This is a genomic window from Streptomyces sp. RLA131, from assembly GCF_056270125.1.
Genome location: NZ_JBWDOQ010000002.1, coordinates 3,553,239 through 3,568,329, shown reverse-complemented (window position 1 = coordinate 3,568,329; position 15,091 = coordinate 3,553,239). Strand labels below are relative to the sequence as shown.

Annotated in this window: 12 protein-coding genes; 5 read left to right on the top strand and 7 right to left on the bottom strand. The window is 73.2% G+C overall.

The window, feature by feature from the left end; genetic code table 11:
* Nucleotides 1–10: 10 nt before the first annotated feature.
* The gene (locus tag RWE79_RS17080) at nt 11–685 is read right to left on the bottom strand and encodes a GDSL-type esterase/lipase family protein (protein ID WP_475945876.1); all 675 of its coding nucleotides are present in this window, start codon (nt 683–685) and stop codon (nt 11–13) included.
* A gap of 166 nt (nt 686–851) precedes the next feature.
* Between RWE79_RS17080 and RWE79_RS17075 the strand changes: the two genes are divergently transcribed.
* A complete protein-coding gene (locus tag RWE79_RS17075) occupies nt 852–1,886 on the top strand; it encodes a TolB-like translocation protein (protein ID WP_475940936.1) in 1,035 nt (344 codons plus the stop codon).
* 38 nt (nt 1,887–1,924) lie between these two features.
* Here RWE79_RS17075 and serC read toward each other — a convergent pair whose 3' ends face one another.
* Nucleotides 1,925–3,043 carry a phosphoserine transaminase gene (gene serC / locus RWE79_RS17070; protein ID WP_475940935.1) on the bottom strand — a complete coding sequence of 373 codons (1,119 nt, stop codon included), beginning with the start codon at nt 3,041–3,043 and terminating at the stop codon, nt 1,925–1,927.
* Between the two features lie 82 nt (nt 3,044–3,125).
* Here serC and RWE79_RS17065 point away from each other — a divergent pair, with 82 nt between their 5' ends.
* Complete coding sequence (locus RWE79_RS17065; protein WP_475940934.1) at nt 3,126–5,936, top strand: FAD-binding and (Fe-S)-binding domain-containing protein; 2,811 nt, start codon at nt 3,126–3,128, stop codon at nt 5,934–5,936.
* A 29-nt stretch (nt 5,937–5,965) separates the two neighbouring features.
* Here RWE79_RS17065 and RWE79_RS17060 read toward each other — a convergent pair whose 3' ends face one another.
* Together RWE79_RS17060 and pdxH are read right to left on the bottom strand one after the other, a co-directional pair.
* Nucleotides 5,966–7,312: a PAS domain-containing protein gene (locus RWE79_RS17060; protein ID WP_475940933.1), complete on the bottom strand. Its 1,347-nt coding sequence runs from the start codon at nt 7,310–7,312 to the stop codon at nt 5,966–5,968.
* Nucleotides 7,313–7,651: 339 nt separating this feature from the next.
* On the bottom strand, nt 7,652–8,272 hold the full coding sequence (pdxH, locus tag RWE79_RS17055; RefSeq protein ID WP_475945874.1) for a pyridoxamine 5'-phosphate oxidase: 621 nt from the start codon (nt 8,270–8,272) through the stop codon (nt 7,652–7,654).
* A 159-nt stretch (nt 8,273–8,431) separates the two neighbouring features.
* Here pdxH and RWE79_RS17050 point away from each other — a divergent pair, with 159 nt between their 5' ends.
* Nucleotides 8,432–9,532, top strand: coding sequence for a citrate synthase 2 (locus RWE79_RS17050; protein WP_475940932.1), 1,101 nt, complete (start codon nt 8,432–8,434; stop codon nt 9,530–9,532).
* Nucleotides 9,533–9,611: 79 nt separating this feature from the next.
* On the opposite strand, the gene RWE79_RS17045 is transcribed toward RWE79_RS17050, so the two are convergent.
* Nucleotides 9,612–10,373, bottom strand: coding sequence for an SIS domain-containing protein (locus RWE79_RS17045; protein WP_475940931.1), 762 nt, complete (start codon nt 10,371–10,373; stop codon nt 9,612–9,614).
* A 112-nt stretch (nt 10,374–10,485) separates the two neighbouring features.
* Here RWE79_RS17045 and RWE79_RS17040 point away from each other — a divergent pair, with 112 nt between their 5' ends.
* Together RWE79_RS17040 and RWE79_RS17035 are read left to right on the top strand one after the other, a co-directional pair.
* Nucleotides 10,486–11,178 (top strand): iron-dependent transcriptional repressor DtxR, encoded by a 693-nt coding sequence (locus RWE79_RS17040; RefSeq protein WP_475940930.1) that lies wholly within the window; start codon nt 10,486–10,488, stop codon nt 11,176–11,178.
* Between the two features lie 395 nt (nt 11,179–11,573).
* Complete coding sequence (locus RWE79_RS17035; RefSeq protein WP_475940929.1) at nt 11,574–12,554, top strand: alpha/beta fold hydrolase; 981 nt, start codon at nt 11,574–11,576, stop codon at nt 12,552–12,554.
* Between the two features lie 52 nt (nt 12,555–12,606).
* On the opposite strand, the gene RWE79_RS17030 is transcribed toward RWE79_RS17035, so the two are convergent.
* Together RWE79_RS17030 and RWE79_RS17025 are read right to left on the bottom strand one after the other, a co-directional pair.
* A complete protein-coding gene (locus tag RWE79_RS17030; protein ID WP_475940928.1) occupies nt 12,607–14,190 on the bottom strand; it encodes a transporter in 1,584 nt (527 codons plus the stop codon).
* Nucleotides 14,187–15,053, bottom strand: a complete 867-nt coding sequence (locus tag RWE79_RS17025; RefSeq protein ID WP_475940927.1) for an ABC transporter ATP-binding protein — start codon at nt 15,051–15,053, stop codon at nt 14,187–14,189. Before RWE79_RS17025 ends, RWE79_RS17030 begins: the two co-directional genes overlap by 4 nt.
* Nucleotides 15,054–15,091 lie beyond the last annotated feature (38 nt).

Sequence of the window (15,091 nt, the reverse complement as noted above, 5' to 3'; positions counted from 1 at the left end):
TGCGCTCCAATCAAGGGGCTCCTTCGTACGGAGAACCGACCCCCCACGCCTGGTGCATGGCGTCCGCGAAGGCGGCGGCGAGGCGGTGCTCGCCGGAGGCGTTGGGATGGGTGCCGTCGTAGGTGTCGAGCAGGATGTCGTAGTTGGCCGGCCGGGAGGCCATCAGCAGTGGTGAGGCGGTCGAGTCCAGGTCGGCGACGGCCTTGGCCATCCGGGTGTTGAGCTCCTCGCACTGCCCGGCGAAGTCCGGGTCGAGCTCCGCACGGGTGTTGGGGATGACCGGGAGCAGGACGGCCGCGATCTCGCGGTTGGCGGTCCGTGCCTGTTCGACGAAGAGGCGCAGATTCGCCTCGGTCTGCTCGGCGTTGGTGTAGAAGCCGAGGTCGATCAGGCCGAGGGAGATCAGCAGCACGTCCGGCCGGTGGGTCCTGACCTCGTCCGCTATCACCGGCGCCATGTGCACCCAGCCCTCGCCCCAGCCGGCGAGATGGCGCCGGGCCCGCTCGGGGAAGGACGGGTCGCCGTAGTCGTACGAGAGCGGGGCGTCCGCCGCCATGTCGTGCAGCGCGGTGTGCGGGCCGACGATCGCGAAGGGCTCGCCGAGACCGCGCAGGTGCTGCCACATTCGGAAGCGCCAGGTGTAGTCACCGGCCGCGCCGATCGTCATGCTGTCGCCGACAAACATGAAACGCACGGTGTTGCCTCCGGGTCCGGGTCCGGGTCGGTCCGACCATCCGCCGGGACCGGTGCCCGGAGCACGTTGCATCATCGCGGATGTGATCGCCGCCGGGCCACGCGCGGCGGAGTGAGGTCCGCCACGGCGCCGGGCCCGGCAATGGCAGGCTTGGCGCATGCGCCGTCGTAACGCACCGCTCATCGCCATCGTCTGCGTCCTGCTCGGCCTCACCGCCGGCACCGCCCCGGCCTCGGCCGACGACGGTTCGCCCGGTTCCTTCACCCTCACCGACCCACGGATCACCGAGTCCAGCGGGCTCGCCGCCAGCCACCTCCACCCGGGCATCTACTGGACCCACAACGACAGCGACGACGGGCCCTACGTCTACGCCGTGGACTCCGCCACCGGGAAGACCGTCGCCACCGTCACCCTCCGCGGCATCGGCAGCCCGCGCGACGTCGAGGCCATCTCGATCGGCCCCGGCAACCAGATCTACGTCGGCGACATCGGCGACAACCTCGGCGGCAGCTGGGACCACGTGTGGATCTACCGCTTCCCCGAGCCCGCCCGGCTCAAGGACACGACCGTCACCGCGACCCAGTACGTCGTCCGCTACCAGGGCGGCGCCCGCAACGCCGAGTCCCTGGTGATCCACCCGAAGACCGGCCGCGCCTACATCGTCAGCAAGAACGAGGACGGCGGCGGGCTGTACGAGGGCCCGAAGACCCTCGGCGCGAGCGGCGTCAACCTCTTCCACCGGATCGCCGCCGTCCCGCTGTGGGCGACGGACGCGGCGTTCTCGCCGGACGGGACCCGGCTGGTGGTGCGCGGTTACTTCGACGCGCGGATGTACCGCTGGTCGGCCGGTGCCCCGCACGAGATCGGCGATGTCGACGTACCGCTGCAGCGGCAGGGCGAGTCGGTGACCTTCACCCCGGACGGGCGGGCGCTGATGTACGGCAGTGAGGGCGCGGGCAGCGATGTGACGCGGGTGGGACTGAGCGGGGACGACCTGCCGGACTCGGTCACATCGGCGTCGGCGTCCGCCTCGGATTCCGGCGCGCCCGGTGCCTCGGCCGCGGACCCGACCGGTGCGGACGGCCCCTTCGGCCGCCACTCCCGCCTCACGGTCGGGCTGATCACCCTGGCCGGTGTCGCGGCGGTGATGGCGGTGGGGCGGCGCATGCGGCGCCGCCCCACCGGACGCTGATCAGTGCCCCCGCGGGGAGCACCGGAGATCAGCAGGGATCAGAGGTGGTCGATGACGTAGTCGATCGACGCCGTCAGCGCCTCCACGTCCGCCGGGTCGACGGCCGGGAACATCGCGACGCGCAGCTGGTTACGGCCCAGCTTGCGGTACGGCTCGGTGTCGACGATGCCGTTGGCGCGCAGCACCTTGGCGATCGCGGCGGCGTCGATGCCCTCGGCGAAGTCGATCGTGCCGACGACCTGCGAGCGCTTCGCCGGGTCGGTGACGAACGGGGTGGCGTGAGAGGACTTCTCGGCCCAGTTGTACAGGCGCGAGGAGGAGTCGGCGGTACGCGCGACCGCCCAGTCCAGACCGCCCTGGCTGTTGATCCACTCCAGCTGGTCGTTGAGCAGGAAGAGGGTCGCCAGCGCCGGGGTGTTGTACGTCTGGTTCTTGCGGGAGTTGTCGATCGCCGTAGGCAGGTCGAAGAACGCCGGGATGTGGCGGCCGGACGCGGAGATCGCCTCCGCCCGCTCCAGGGCGGCCGGGGAGAAGACGGCCAGCCACAGGCCGCCGTCGGCCGCGAAGGACTTCTGCGGAGCGAAGTAGTAGACGTCGGTCTCGGTGATGTCGACCGGCAGGCCGCCCGCGCCGGAGGTGGCGTCCACCAGGACGAGGGAGCCCTCGTCGGCTCCCGCGACACGCTTGACGGGCAGTGCGACACCGGTCGAGGTCTCGTTGTGGGTGAGGCCGTAGACGTCCACACCCGCCTCGGCGACCGCCTCGGGGTGCGTACCCGGGTCGGAGGAGATCACGGTCGGCTCGTCGAGCCACGGCGCGAGCTTGGCCGCCTTGGCGAACTTCGACGAGAACTCACCGAAGTTGAGGTGCTGGGACTTCTGACGGATCAGTCCGTGGGTCGCGATGTCCCAGAACGCGGTCGAGCCACCGTTGCCGAGCACCACCTCGTATCCCTCGGGGAGGGAGAAGAGCTGCCGGACGCCCTCCCGGAGCTGGCCCACCAGGTTCTTCACCGGGGCCTGGCGGTGGGACGTGCCGAGCAGGGACGTGCCGGTCGCGGCGAGCGCGGTCAGCGCCTCCGGCCGAACCTTGGAGGGACCCGAGCCGAAGCGACCGTCGGCGGGCTTGATGTCAGCGGGAATCTGGATATCGGCCACGGCCGCAGCCTAATCCGTTACAGGCTGGTTTCGGGGCGGGGTCCACCCGATGAGACGTGTTCATAGGGGGCAGTCTGGGGCCATGGCTGATCGCGAGGAGCTGGAGCGGGCGCTGCGCCGGGCGGTACGCGGCGAGGTGGCCTTCGACGCGCAGAGCAGGGCCCTGATGACGATGGACGCCTCCAACTACCGCCGTGTCCCCGACGGGGTCGTCGCCCCGCGCGACGCCGACGACGTGGCGGCCGCCCTGGCGGTGTGCCGTGAGCACGGCACACCGGTCGTGGCCCGGGGCGGCGGAACGTCGATCGCGGGCCAGGCGACGGGCGTCGGCGTGGTGCTGGACTTCACCCGCCACATGACCCGGATCGTGGAACTGGACGCTCAGGCCCGTACGGCCCGCGTGCAGCCCGGCGTCGTGCTGGACGATCTCCGGCGCGAGGCGGGCGCGTACGGGCTGACCTTCGGGCCGGACCCGTCGACGCACTCCCGGTGCACGCTCGGCGGGATGATCGGCAACAACGCGTGCGGCTCGCACTCGGTGGCCTGGGGGACGACGGCCGACAACGTGCTGGCGCTGGACGCCCTGACGTACGGGGGCGGGACGCTCCGCACGGGCGGCGGCCGGCAGCCGCTGCGGGCGGACGTACGGGAGCTGGTCGACGCGAATCTCGCGCTGCTGCGCACCGGCTTCCCCGAACTGCCGCGCAGGATCTCCGGCTATGCCCTGGACGCACTGCTGCCGGAGCGCGGTCGCGACCTGACCCGGGCCCTGATCGGCAGCGAGGGCACCCTCGCGGTCCTTACGGAGGCGGTGGTGCGGCTGGTTCCGGTGCCGGCCGCACCGGTGCTCGTGGTGCTGGGCCACACCGACGAGAGCGCGGCCGCCGACGCCGCGGCCGGGCTGCTGCGGTACCGGCCGCTGACGGTGGAGGGGATGGCCGCCGACCTGGTGGGAGGGGCGGCTGCCCGCGAGCTGCTCCCCGCCGGGGGCGCGTGGCTGTTCGTGGAGATGCCGGACGTGGGGGAGGCGCGGGCCCTGCTGCGCGCCGCCGGGGCGGACGGCGGCGTCGTGGTCACCGACCCGGCCGCGCAGCGGGCGTTGTGGCGGATCCGTGAGGATGCCGCCGGGACGGCGACCCGGATGCCCGACGGCAGCGAGGCCTGGCCGGGCTGGGAGGACTGCGCGGTGCCGCCGGCCCGCCTGGGGGCGTATCTGCGGGACTTCCGCGCGCTGCTGGCCGAGCACGGTCTGCGAGGAGCGCCGTACGGCCACTTCGGGGACGGCTGCATCCATGTGCGGATCGACTTCGATCTGGTGCGGGAGACCGGGGTCGCCCGCTTCCGGCGCTTCTCGCAGGAGGCGGCCGGCCTGGTCGTCGCGCACGGTGGCTCCCTGTCCGGGGAGCATGGCGACGGCCAGGCACGGGCCGAGCTGCTGCCGCGGATGTACGGCAGCGAGATGGTCGCACTCTTTGGACGTTTCAAGGACCTGTGGGACCCGGCGGGCGGGCTGAATCCCGGCATGCTCGTACGACCGTACGCACTCGACGCGAATCTCCGCTTCGAGGTCCTGCCCCGCGAACCGGTCGACGTGAAGTTCACCTATCCGGGTGATGGAGGCGATTTCTCGGCGGCCGTACGGCGCTGTGTGGGCGTGGCCAAGTGCCGCGACACGGCCGCTCCGGTGGGCGTGATGTGCCCCTCGTTCCGGGTAACGGGCGAGGAGCGGCACTCCACGCGGGGGCGGGCACGGCTCCTGCACGAGATGCTCGCCGGCGAGGTGGTCCGGGACGGCTGGCGCTCGGAGGAGGTGCGGGACGCGCTCGACCTGTGCCTGTCCTGCAAGGGCTGCCGCTCCGACTGCCCGGTCGGCGTCGACATGGCCACCTACAAGGCGGAGTTCCTGCACCACCACTACGCGGGGCGGCTGCGGCCCGCCGCGCACTACTCGATGGGCCGGCTGCCGTTGTGGCTGGGAGCGCTGCCGTCCTTTCTGCGGCGGCCGGCCAACGCGCTGGCCCGGGTCGGGCCGCTGGCCGCGCTCGGCAGGCGGCTGGCCGGGGTCGCGCCCGAGCGCGCGATTCCCGAACTCGCCGCGCAGCGCCTGACCCGCTGGTGGCGACGGCGGCCCGCCGGGGCCCCGGACGCTCCGCGGGCTCCCGAGGCCGGGGGAGCCGGCGGGGTCACCACGGTCGTGCTCTGGCCCGACACCTTCACCGAGCACCTCTCCCCTGAGGTCGGCCGGGCGGCCGTCGCCGTCCTGGAGGCCGCCGGACTGCGGGTCCTGCTCCCGCCGGACGACGTCTGCTGCGGGCTCACCCTGGTCTCCACCGGCCAGCTCGACCGTGCCCGCCGCGTCATGCGCGACACGCTCGACCGGATGGCTCCGCTCCTCGCGCAGGGGCTGCCGGTCGTCGTACTGGAACCGAGCTGCGCGGCGGCGCTCACGGCCGACCTGCGGGAACTGCTCGGCCCCAACGCGCTCAGCACCTCGGTGGTCACCTTCGCGCAGGCCCTGGAGCGGTACGCGCCCGACTGGGCGCCGCCCCGCCTGGACCGTCCCGTCACCGGTCAGACCCACTGCCATCAGCACGCCGTGCTGGGCGATGCCGCCGAGCGCAGGCTCCGCGAGCGGGCCGGCCTCACGGGCACCCTGGTCGGCGGCTGCTGCGGCCTGGCAGGCAACTTCGGCTTCGAACGCGGCCACTACGAGGTCTCCGTCGCCTGCGCGGAGGAGCGGCTGCTGCCCGCCGTCCGGGACGCCCCGCCGGACGCGGCCGTCCTGGCCGACGGCTTCTCCTGCCGCACCCAGCTCGACCAGCTCGGCGGCGTACGCGCCCGCCACCTCGCGGAGCTGCTGGCGGACGCCCTGGCCGGGCGCCGATCGGCCTGACGCGCGGCCCGGCCGGCGCACCGCCCCGGCTAACGCACCGCCGGCGGCGCCATGTCCAGCGCGGCGGCGACCCGCAGGGCGACATCCTCGGCGAAGGCGGCGTCGGTACGGTCGAACTGCCGCCGCCCGGTGCCGCGCAGGAAGGTCAGGACGCCCAGGGTGCGGCCCCGGCTGCGCAGGACGACGCACAGCGCGTGCATCGTGCCGTCGGGCCAGCGTCGGGCGGCGGCCCAGCTGTTGAGCCGGTCGGCCGCGGGCGCCGGCTCGGGGCCGAAGCCGGCCCTGATGGCGCCGCAGCGCTCCACCGCCTGGAGCGCCGGGTGTCCCTCGCCGTACCGGACGGGGATCGCCCCGGTGACGGGGAGACAGGGGCCGGCCGCCCCGCCCGAGGGGGTGGCCGCGATGCGCACGAGCCGGCCCGAGCCGGATTCTGCGAGCAGGTCGACGTAGGCGTGCTCGCCGAACCCGGCCAGCGCGAAGTCGACGTAGGTCGTGGCGGCTTCGAGTGGCACCTCGCACTCGGCGGCGGCCCGCGCCGCCCGCTGCATCTGGTTCGTACGGAAGCGCAGCAGCGAGGCCTCCTGCTCGGCGAGCTTCGCGTCGGTGATGTCGTGGAAGAGCCATCCGACGCCCAACGGCACGGGCTCCTCGCCGAGCGGGGAGCCCAGGCGTACGAAGCCGCTGCGCCAGCAGTGCCGTCGGCCGCCGTCGTCGCCGCCGCGCAGGCTGACCCACAGATCGGAGGGGGCGGGCGGGGCGCCCTCGGCCAGCACGTGCTGGAGGGCGGTCTCCAGTTCCTCGACGCCCTGGTCGAGGAGGTCGCCGAGCGGCCGCCCGAGAATGGCGTCGCGGCTGCTGTGCAGCACGCGCGCGGCGTAGGCGTTGACAACGGCGGGCCGCAGGTCGGCGTCGATGAGGACGACACCGGATGACGCGTCGTCGAAAAGCGCCTCGCTGAGGGCGATGGAGCGCTCCATGTCGATCTGCGCGTGGACCTCGGAGAAGGCGCAGTAGACGCCGACGGGCCGGCCACCGGCCGACTGGACGGCCGCGGACTGGGTCCGCACGAGCACCCGGTGCCCGTCCTTGGTCAGCAGGGCGAACTCATGGACCTGCCGTCCCGGCCCCTCCATGACGCCCAGCAGCCGCGCCAGCACCTCGTCGGCGTCGGCGTTGCGGGCCGCCCACCCGGAGAAGCCGTGGCGGCCGACGGCCTCCTCGGGGGTCCAGCCCAGGATGCGGGCGGCCTCGGAGTTCCAGTGCGTGATGGTCCCGTCGCGGTCGAAGGCGCACAGACCCGCCTCCATACCGTCGAGGAGGGCGGCGAGCAGTTGCTCGTCCCCGTCACTGAGCGGCGTCGCATCGAATGACTGCACGTCGAATCATTCAACTCCGATGTGACCCAGGACACACCCGTTTTGCATAAATCACTTGTGACGCCGCGGACCGCTTCCTAAGGTTGCGAGCACACACGAAGGGAGGTGGTCCCGAGAATGAGTAGCACTCGGACGCGTGAGGTGGCTGCGGGCTGAGGCCGCGCACCACGCCCAGCGCGTAGCGCGCGCCGGGCCAGAACCACGCAGTCACCCGACCCGCGGGCTCGCCGGATAGGTCCGGCCGGTGCCCGGAGCGCATGCGCTCCGGGGAGCAGCCCGCGGGTCGCCTGCTTTTCCGCCGCGCTTTCGGGAGCGGTGGCTCTACGGGCTCTACGGGCTCTACGGGGCCAGCCGTACGACGCTCCACGTGCCGTCGCCGTTGTCGTAACGCAGCCGGTCGTGCAGCCGGTTCTCCCGTCCCTGCCAGAACTCGACGCGGTCCGCGCGCACCCGGAAGCCGCCCCAGTGCGGCGGGACCGGGACTTCGGTGCCCTCGGGGTGGCGGGCGGCGAGTTCGTCGTACCGCCGCTCCAGCTCCTCGCGTGTGACGGGGCGGGACTGCGCGGAGGCCCAGGCGCCGAGTTGGGAGCCGTGCGGGCGGCTGCGGAAGTAAAGGGCCGTCTCCTCCCGGGAGACGCGCTCGACCGGTCCGGAGGCGATGACCTGGCGGGCCAGCGGATACCAGGGGAAGACCAGGGAGGCGTGCGGGTTGGCGGCGAGTTCCAGGCCCTTGCGCGATTCGTAGTTGGTGTAGAAGACGAAGCCGCGGTGGTCGTAGCTCTTGAGGAGCACGGTGCGGGAGCCGGGCCGCCCCTCGGGGTCGGCGGTGGAGACGACCATGGCGTTGGGCTCGGTGAGGCCGCTGTTGACCGCGTCGGCGAACCAGCGGGCGAACTGGGTGTACGGATCGGCGGCGAGGGCGTCCTCGGCCAGGCCCTGGGCGCGGTACTGCCTGCGCATGGCGGCCGGATCGTGAGCTTGGTCATGGAGGTGCTGCACGCGCACATCTTGCCCTATGGCCTCTTGACATCAAGAGATATCGTTTCTTCCCCTGGACGGGCGGGGCATTACCCACACGTCAGTACCAAGCCTGTCGACCGCATCAAGAGGAGCCGCCTGATGTCCGACTTCGTACCCGGACTCGAAGGAGTCGTCGCGTTCGAAACGGAGATCGCCGAACCTGACAAGGAAGGCGGTTCCCTGCGCTACCGAGGCGTCGACATCGAGGACCTCGTGGGGCATGTCTCCTTCGGGAACGTATGGGGCCTGCTGGTGGACGGCGCCTTCAACCCCGGGCTGCCGCCCGCCGAGCCGTTCCCGATCCCGGTGCACTCGGGGGACATCAGGGTGGACGTGCAGTCCGCGCTCGCGATGCTCGCGCCGGTGTGGGGGCTGAAGCCGCTGCTCGACATCGACGTCGAGGAGGCCCGTGACGACCTGGCCCGGGCCGCCGTGATGGCGCTGTCGTACGTCGCCCAGTCGGCGCGCGGGCAGGGCCTGCCGATGGTGCCGCAGCGGGAGATCGACAAGGCCCACTCGGTCGTCGAGCGCTTCATGGTGCGGTGGCGCGGCGAGCCCGACCCCAAGCATGTCGCGGCGGTCGACGCCTACTGGACGTCGGCGGCCGAGCACGGGATGAACGCCTCCACCTTCACCGCCCGCGTCATCGCCTCGACGGGCGCCGATGTCGCCGCGGCGCTGTCGGGCGCGGTCGGCGCCATGTCGGGACCGCTGCACGGCGGGGCGCCGTCGCGCGTGCTCGGCATGATCGAGGACATCGAGCGCACCGGCGACGCCGTCGCGTACGTCAAGCAGGCCCTGGACAAGGGCGAGCGGCTGATGGGCTTCGGGCACCGCGTCTACCGCGCCGAGGACCCGCGGGCGCGCGTGCTGCGCAGGACGGCCAAGGAACTGGGCGCCCCGCGTTTCGAGGTGGCGGAGGCCCTGGAGAAGGCGGCTCTGGAAGAGTTGCACGCCCGGCGCCCGGACCGGGTGCTGGCCACGAACGTCGAGTTCTGGGCGGCCATCGTGCTGGACTTCGCCGAGGTCCCGGCACACATGTTCACCTCGATGTTCACCTGCGCGCGCACCGCGGGCTGGTCGGCGCACATCCTGGAGCAGAAGCGCACCGGGCGTCTCGTACGTCCCTCGGCGCGCTACCTGGGTCCGGGGCCGCGCGACCCGCGCGACGTGATCGGGTACGGCGACATCAAGCACTGATGGCCGCGCACTGATGGCCGCGCACTGACGGCCGCGCGCGGGCGGCCGCGCGCAGGCGGCGCCATGGCGGTGGGCGCCGTCAGCGCTGCCAGAAAATGCGGTCGCCGTATGTCTCGATGAGCGCCGCGTTCCACTCGTGTCCGCCGTCCACGTTGCCAGAGCGCAGCATGGGCGGCGTGATGCCGCGCCGCGCGAGCGTGACAGCGGCCGTCGCCACCACGGCCTGGAGCAGGGCGCTCGTCACGACCGTCGAGGCGGGGGCGAACGGCGCCGGGATGCCCGGCGCCGTCAGTTCCGCGTCGCCGACGGCGATCCTGGAGTCCAGGACCACGTCGCAGTGGTCCTTGAGGAAGGTCCCGGACGCGTTGCGCGGGGTGGTCTCCTTCGCGTATGCGACCGATGTGACGCCGATGACCGTGAGCCCGAGCGAGCGGGCGTGCCGGGCCATCTCCACCGGCAGCGCGTTGCGCCCCGAGAGGGAGACGACGACGAGCAGATCCCCGGCCCGGGCCGGGGAGGTGTCGAGGGCGACCCTGGCGAGCCCCTCGACCTGTTCCAGGGCCGAGCCGAGGGTCGCGGGCATGACGTCGACACCGACCGTGCCGGGGACCGCGAGCAGATTGACCAGAGCGAGTCCGCCGGCCCGGTAGACCAGGTCCTGGGCGGCCAGCGAGGAGTGGCCGGCGCCGAAGGCGAAGATCCGGCCACCGGCCGCGACGGTGTCGGCCAGGGCGGTGCCTGCGGCGGCGATCGGTCCGCTCTCGCCGTCGCGCACGCGCTGGAGCAAAGCGATGGCGGCGTCGAAATACCGCTCTGCGTACTGTCCGTCCGGATCACTCATGCCGAGGACCCTCCAGCGCTGCCGGGGCCGGTGTCAACCATGCCGGGGCCGGTTGTCGGCGCGATGCGTCAGAATTGGTGCAGGGCCACGCACCAGCCATCGAGGGGCACGCATGTCAGGACTCATTGACACTACGGAGATGTATCTCCGCACCATCCTGGAGCTGGAGGAGGAGGGTGTGGTCCCCATGCGCGCCCGAATCGCCGAGCGGCTGGATCAGAGCGGTCCCACCGTCAGCCAGACAGTGGCGCGGATGGAGCGGGACGGGCTCGTGCACGTCGCGGGGGACCGGCACCTGGAGCTGACGGCGGAGGGCCGCCGGATCGCGACCCGGGTGATGCGCAAGCACCGGCTGGCCGAGTGCCTGCTGGTCGACGTGATCGGCCTGGAGTGGGAGCACGTGCACGCGGAGGCGTGCCGCTGGGAGCACGTGATGAGCGAGGCGGTCGAGCGCCGCGTCCTGGAGCTGCTGCGGCACCCGACGGAGTCGCCGTACGGCAACCCCATCCCGGGCCTGGAGGAACTGGGCGAGAAGGACGGCGCCGACCCCTTCCTGGACGAGGGCATGGTCAGCCTGGCCGAGCTCGACCCGGGGCCGGCCGGCTCCAGTGTGGTCGTACGGCGGATCGGCGAGCCGATCCAGACGGACGCGCAGCTGATGTACACACTGCGGCGGGCCGGTGTGCAGCCGGGCGCCGTGGTGAGTGTGACGCAGTCGGCGGGCGGTGTGCTGGTCGGCAGCGGGGGAGAGGCGGCCGAGCTGACCTCGGAGGTCGCCTCGCACGTCTTCGTGGCCAAGCGGTAGCCGAGCCGCCGGCCGAGCGGGGCGACGGGCGGTGCGGGGGCCGGGGTGTCGGTCAAGGGGGCCTGGACGGCGTCCTGGACGGGATCCTGGACGGGGGCCTGGAGGGGGCCTGGACGGTTCGGGGGCCCCGGCGCTTTGCGGCGCCGGGGCCCCTCCTCCCCTGTCCCTCCCCTGGGGCTCCCCTGGAGCCACCCGGAACCCCGAGCTTCCCGGGTGGGTCCCCGCGGTCCGTCTTCCCCTCCGTACCGCGTCCCGCTGGAGTCCTCCCCTCGGCGTGAGCCCCCAATCCTTGAGCGTTGTCACTCGAAAGAGCGGTGTTGCGCGCGTGAAGAGGCGTTTCGAACCTGAGTTCGATAGCGTGATTGTTCAGTCCAGTCACGAAGGGGGTGCGGCACATGGCCAGGCGCATCGAGATCAGCGGAGCGGACTCCGTCCCGCTGTCCGCGTGGGAGTACGCCGCACATCCCGTCCCCGCGCCCTCGCCCCCCGAAGGCACCGCAGGCCTCCCCGCTGCCCCGGGCTCCACCCCGCTTCCTGACCCGGCCGCCGCCCCGGTCGCCGACCTGCCTTCCGGCATTCGGGGCCGCCCCGGGGTGCTGCTTCTGCACGGCCTGATGGGCCGCGCCTCGCACTGGTCCGGTACCGCCCGCCGGCTCACCCCCCGGTATCGAGCCGTCGCGCTCGACCAGCGCGGCCACGGCAGCAGCGGCAAGCCCGAGGGGCCGTATTCGCGGGAGGCGTACGTCTCGGATGCCGAGGCGGCGATCGAACAGCTCGGGCTCGGCCCCGCCGTTCTCATCGGCCACTCCATGGGCGCCCTCACCGCCTGGCAGCTCGCCGCCCGCCGTCCGGACCTGGTGAGCGCGGTGATCATCTGCGACATGCGCGCCTCAGCCCTGGGCGAGGAGAGCCAGCACGCCTGGGAGGAGTGGTTCGAGAGCTGGCCGCTGCCCTTCGTCTCGCTCGACGCCGCCCGCCGCTGGTTCGCCGAGGACGACCCCTGGGTGGAGGCACCCCGGCCCACCCGCGGCGAGTTCTTCGCCGAGCTGATGGAACAGCGCGCCGACGGCTGGTGGCCCGTCTTCGCCCGCCGCCACATGCTCAGCTCCCGTGAGCCCTGGGTGTCGGACTCGCACTGGGAGGAGCTGTCCCAGGTGCGCTGCCCCGCCCTCGTGGTGCGCGGCTGGGACGGTGAACTGGGCCGCGCCGAGGCCCAGGAGATGGTCCGCGTCCTTCCCCGCGGGTCCTACGCCGAGATACCGGACGCCGGCTATCTCCTGCCCTGGGATCAGCCCGGTCCCTGGTACGAGGCCGTCGAAAGCTTCCTCGCGGAGGTGGCCGGGGCCGCCGGCAGCGCCGGGACGGCCCGGGTCTGACGCGGCCGGGTCCGACGCGGCCGCGGGCCGCCCCGGCGGCGCCGGACCGGGCTCAGCCCCTGCCGACCGCGGCCAGGATCTCCGGCAGCCGCCGCGCCAGCCGGGGCGCGGCGAAGCGCAGCCCGGCGACGGCCAGCCCGGCTCCGTAGAGAGCGCCGGCGGGGAGGGCGAGCCACAGCAGGCCGTGCTGCCCGGACAGGTGCAGGGTGATGACGAGGGCGAGTTCGGGCGCGGCCAGGAGGGCGCCGGCCGCACCACCGGCCAGCAGGCTGAGGGTGGCCAGTCCGCCCTGGCCCGGGGCGGCGTTGCCGCCACCGAAGCGGGTCTCCTGAGGCATGGAGTAGGGGAAGCGGACGCTGGTGCAGGCACCGGTGGCGATGAGCGCGCCGAGCAGCGCCAGCGACAGCCCGAGGACCTCGGGGACGGCGTCCGCGCGGTGCAGGAGTAGCGCCGCGCCCACCGTCACCAGGACGACGTACGGGATCGTGACGCCCGCGATGACGGCCGCCCGTCCGCGCAGCTCGGCGCGGGCGTCGTCGGGCGATGCGATCGTCGCGGCCACCGTCCAGAAGGCGGAGCCGTCACCACCGAACTGGTTGTACATCTGCAGGCCGAGCAGCGCGGCGGCCCAGCAGGTGGTGTAGACGCTGCCGTGCTGCACGGCCGCGACAGCCGGCAGCAGCAGGCCCACGGCCAGGGCCGTGGCCCAGGCGGCCTTGGCCCGGGGATCGCGCCAGGCGTAGCGGAACTGACGCTCCATGACGGTGCCGGTGCGTCCGGCGGGCAGCAGCCGGTGCAGCCCGGTCGGACGGCTGCTGACGGTGGCGGCGGCCAGCGTGGAGGCGTCCGGGGTGACCATCAGCCGGTGCAGGCTGCGGTGCCACCACACCAGGACGGCGCCCAGCACCGCGGCCACATACACGAGCTGGCCCACCGCCTGCCCGTACGAGCCGTGCGCCGCCGACCGTACGGCGTCCAGCGCCGGGGCGGGCGGGATCCAGCGCAGGACGGAGTCGATCGAGGCGATCCGGCGCAGGCCGCCGGAGGAGGACAGCGAGGACACCGCGAGGTTGACCAGTTGCACGCCGACCGCGACGAACAGCCCGCTGAGCACGGCCAGGTCGCGGCCCTTGCGGCTGGTGAGCAGCCGGGTGTTGCCCGCCGCCACGGCCCGCGACAGCGCGACGCACAGCAGCAGCACCAGCGGTACGGCCACGGCGGCGGCCACCACCGACGCCGCGCCGTCCGTGAGGGCGACGGCCGCACCCACGGTGACCAGCAGGGTGGCCAGCGGGCCGACGCCGACCAGCGACGACACCAGCAGGGCCGTGACCAGCGGGCGAGGGCGCAGCGGCAGCATCGCCAGCCGGGTCGGGTCGAGGGTGTCGTCGCCGCCGAAGAGGAACAGCGGCATGACGGCCCAGCCCAGGGCGAGGGCGACGGCGAGCGCGGCGGCGGCCGTCGGCGCGTGCTCGTTGCCGTGCAGCAGGATGAGCCCGGCAGTCGTGGCGAGGGCGTAGAGCAGGGAGAAGAGCGTGCCGAGGACCCAGCCGACGGTGCGGCCGGTCGACTGGCGCAGGCCGTTGCGGATGACCGCCAGCTTCAGCCGGACGAAGGTGCCGGTCAGGCCGGTCACCCCCGACGCTCCGGTGCCGCGGAGCCGCCCGAGCCGCCCGAGCCGCCCGGTCCACCCGCGTCGCCGGAGTCGCCGGAGTCGCCGGAGCTTTCGGAGCCGCCCGGTCCGCCCAGCCAGTCGAGATCCTCGCCGCTGATCCGCCCGGTCGCCCCGACCAGGGCGAGGAAGGCGTCCTGCAGGGTGGGTGCCTCGCCGCGCACGTCGGCGAGCGGTCCCTGCGCGACGATCCGGCCGGCGGCCATCACCGCGACCCAGTCGCACAGGCTCTCCACCAGCTCCATGACGTGCGAGGAGAACACCACCGTCGCCCCGGACCGCGTGTAGCGCTCCAGTACGCCCCGGATGACCTGGGCCGACACCGGGTCGACGCCCTCGAACGGCTCGTCCAGGAACAGCACTTCGGGGTTGTGCAGCAGCGACGCCGCGAGGCCGATCTTCTTGCGCATGCCGGTGGAGTAGTCGACCACCAGCTTGTGCTGGGCCGCCGTCAGATCCAGCACGTCGAGCAGTTGGGCGGCGCGGCGGTCGGTCTCGGCGCCGGGGATGCCGCGCAGCCTGCCCGTGTAAGCCAGCAGCTCGCGCCCGCTGAGCCGCTCGAACAGCCGCAGCCCCTCGGGCAGTACACCGATCCGCGCCTTGACGGCGACCGGATCCCGCCAGACGTCCGCGCCGCCGATCTCCACGGTGCCGCCGTCGGGGCGCAGCAGCCCGGTGATCATGGACAACGTGGTGGTCTTCCCGGCGCCGTTGGGCCCGACCAGGCCGATGAAGCGCCCGGCCGGCAGCGTCAGATCGACGCCGGCCACCGCCACCTGCTGACCGAACCGCTTCCACAGCCCTCGCGTCACAACATCATTCGGCACGGGCCCAGCGTACGGCCGCCCGCGCGAGACCCGCCGTC

Coding starts and splice junctions, on each gene's coding strand:
- RWE79_RS17075 (WP_475940936.1), top strand. CDS start 852: ATGCGCCGTCGTAACGCACCGCTCATCGCCATCGTCTGCGTCCTGCTC.
- RWE79_RS17035 (WP_475940929.1), top strand. CDS start 11,574: ATGGCCAGGCGCATCGAGATCAGCGGAGCGGACTCCGTCCCGCTGTCC.
- RWE79_RS17050 (WP_475940932.1), top strand. CDS start 8,432: ATGTCCGACTTCGTACCCGGACTCGAAGGAGTCGTCGCGTTCGAAACG.
- RWE79_RS17080 (WP_475945876.1), bottom strand. CDS start 685: ATGTTTGTCGGCGACAGCATGACGATCGGCGCGGCCGGTGACTACACC.
- pdxH (WP_475945874.1), bottom strand. CDS start 8,272: ATGCGCAGGCAGTACCGCGCCCAGGGCCTGGCCGAGGACGCCCTCGCC.
- RWE79_RS17040 (WP_475940930.1), top strand. CDS start 10,486: ATGTCAGGACTCATTGACACTACGGAGATGTATCTCCGCACCATCCTG.
- RWE79_RS17065 (WP_475940934.1), top strand. CDS start 3,126: ATGGCTGATCGCGAGGAGCTGGAGCGGGCGCTGCGCCGGGCGGTACGC.
- RWE79_RS17045 (WP_475940931.1), bottom strand. CDS start 10,373: ATGAGTGATCCGGACGGACAGTACGCAGAGCGGTATTTCGACGCCGCC.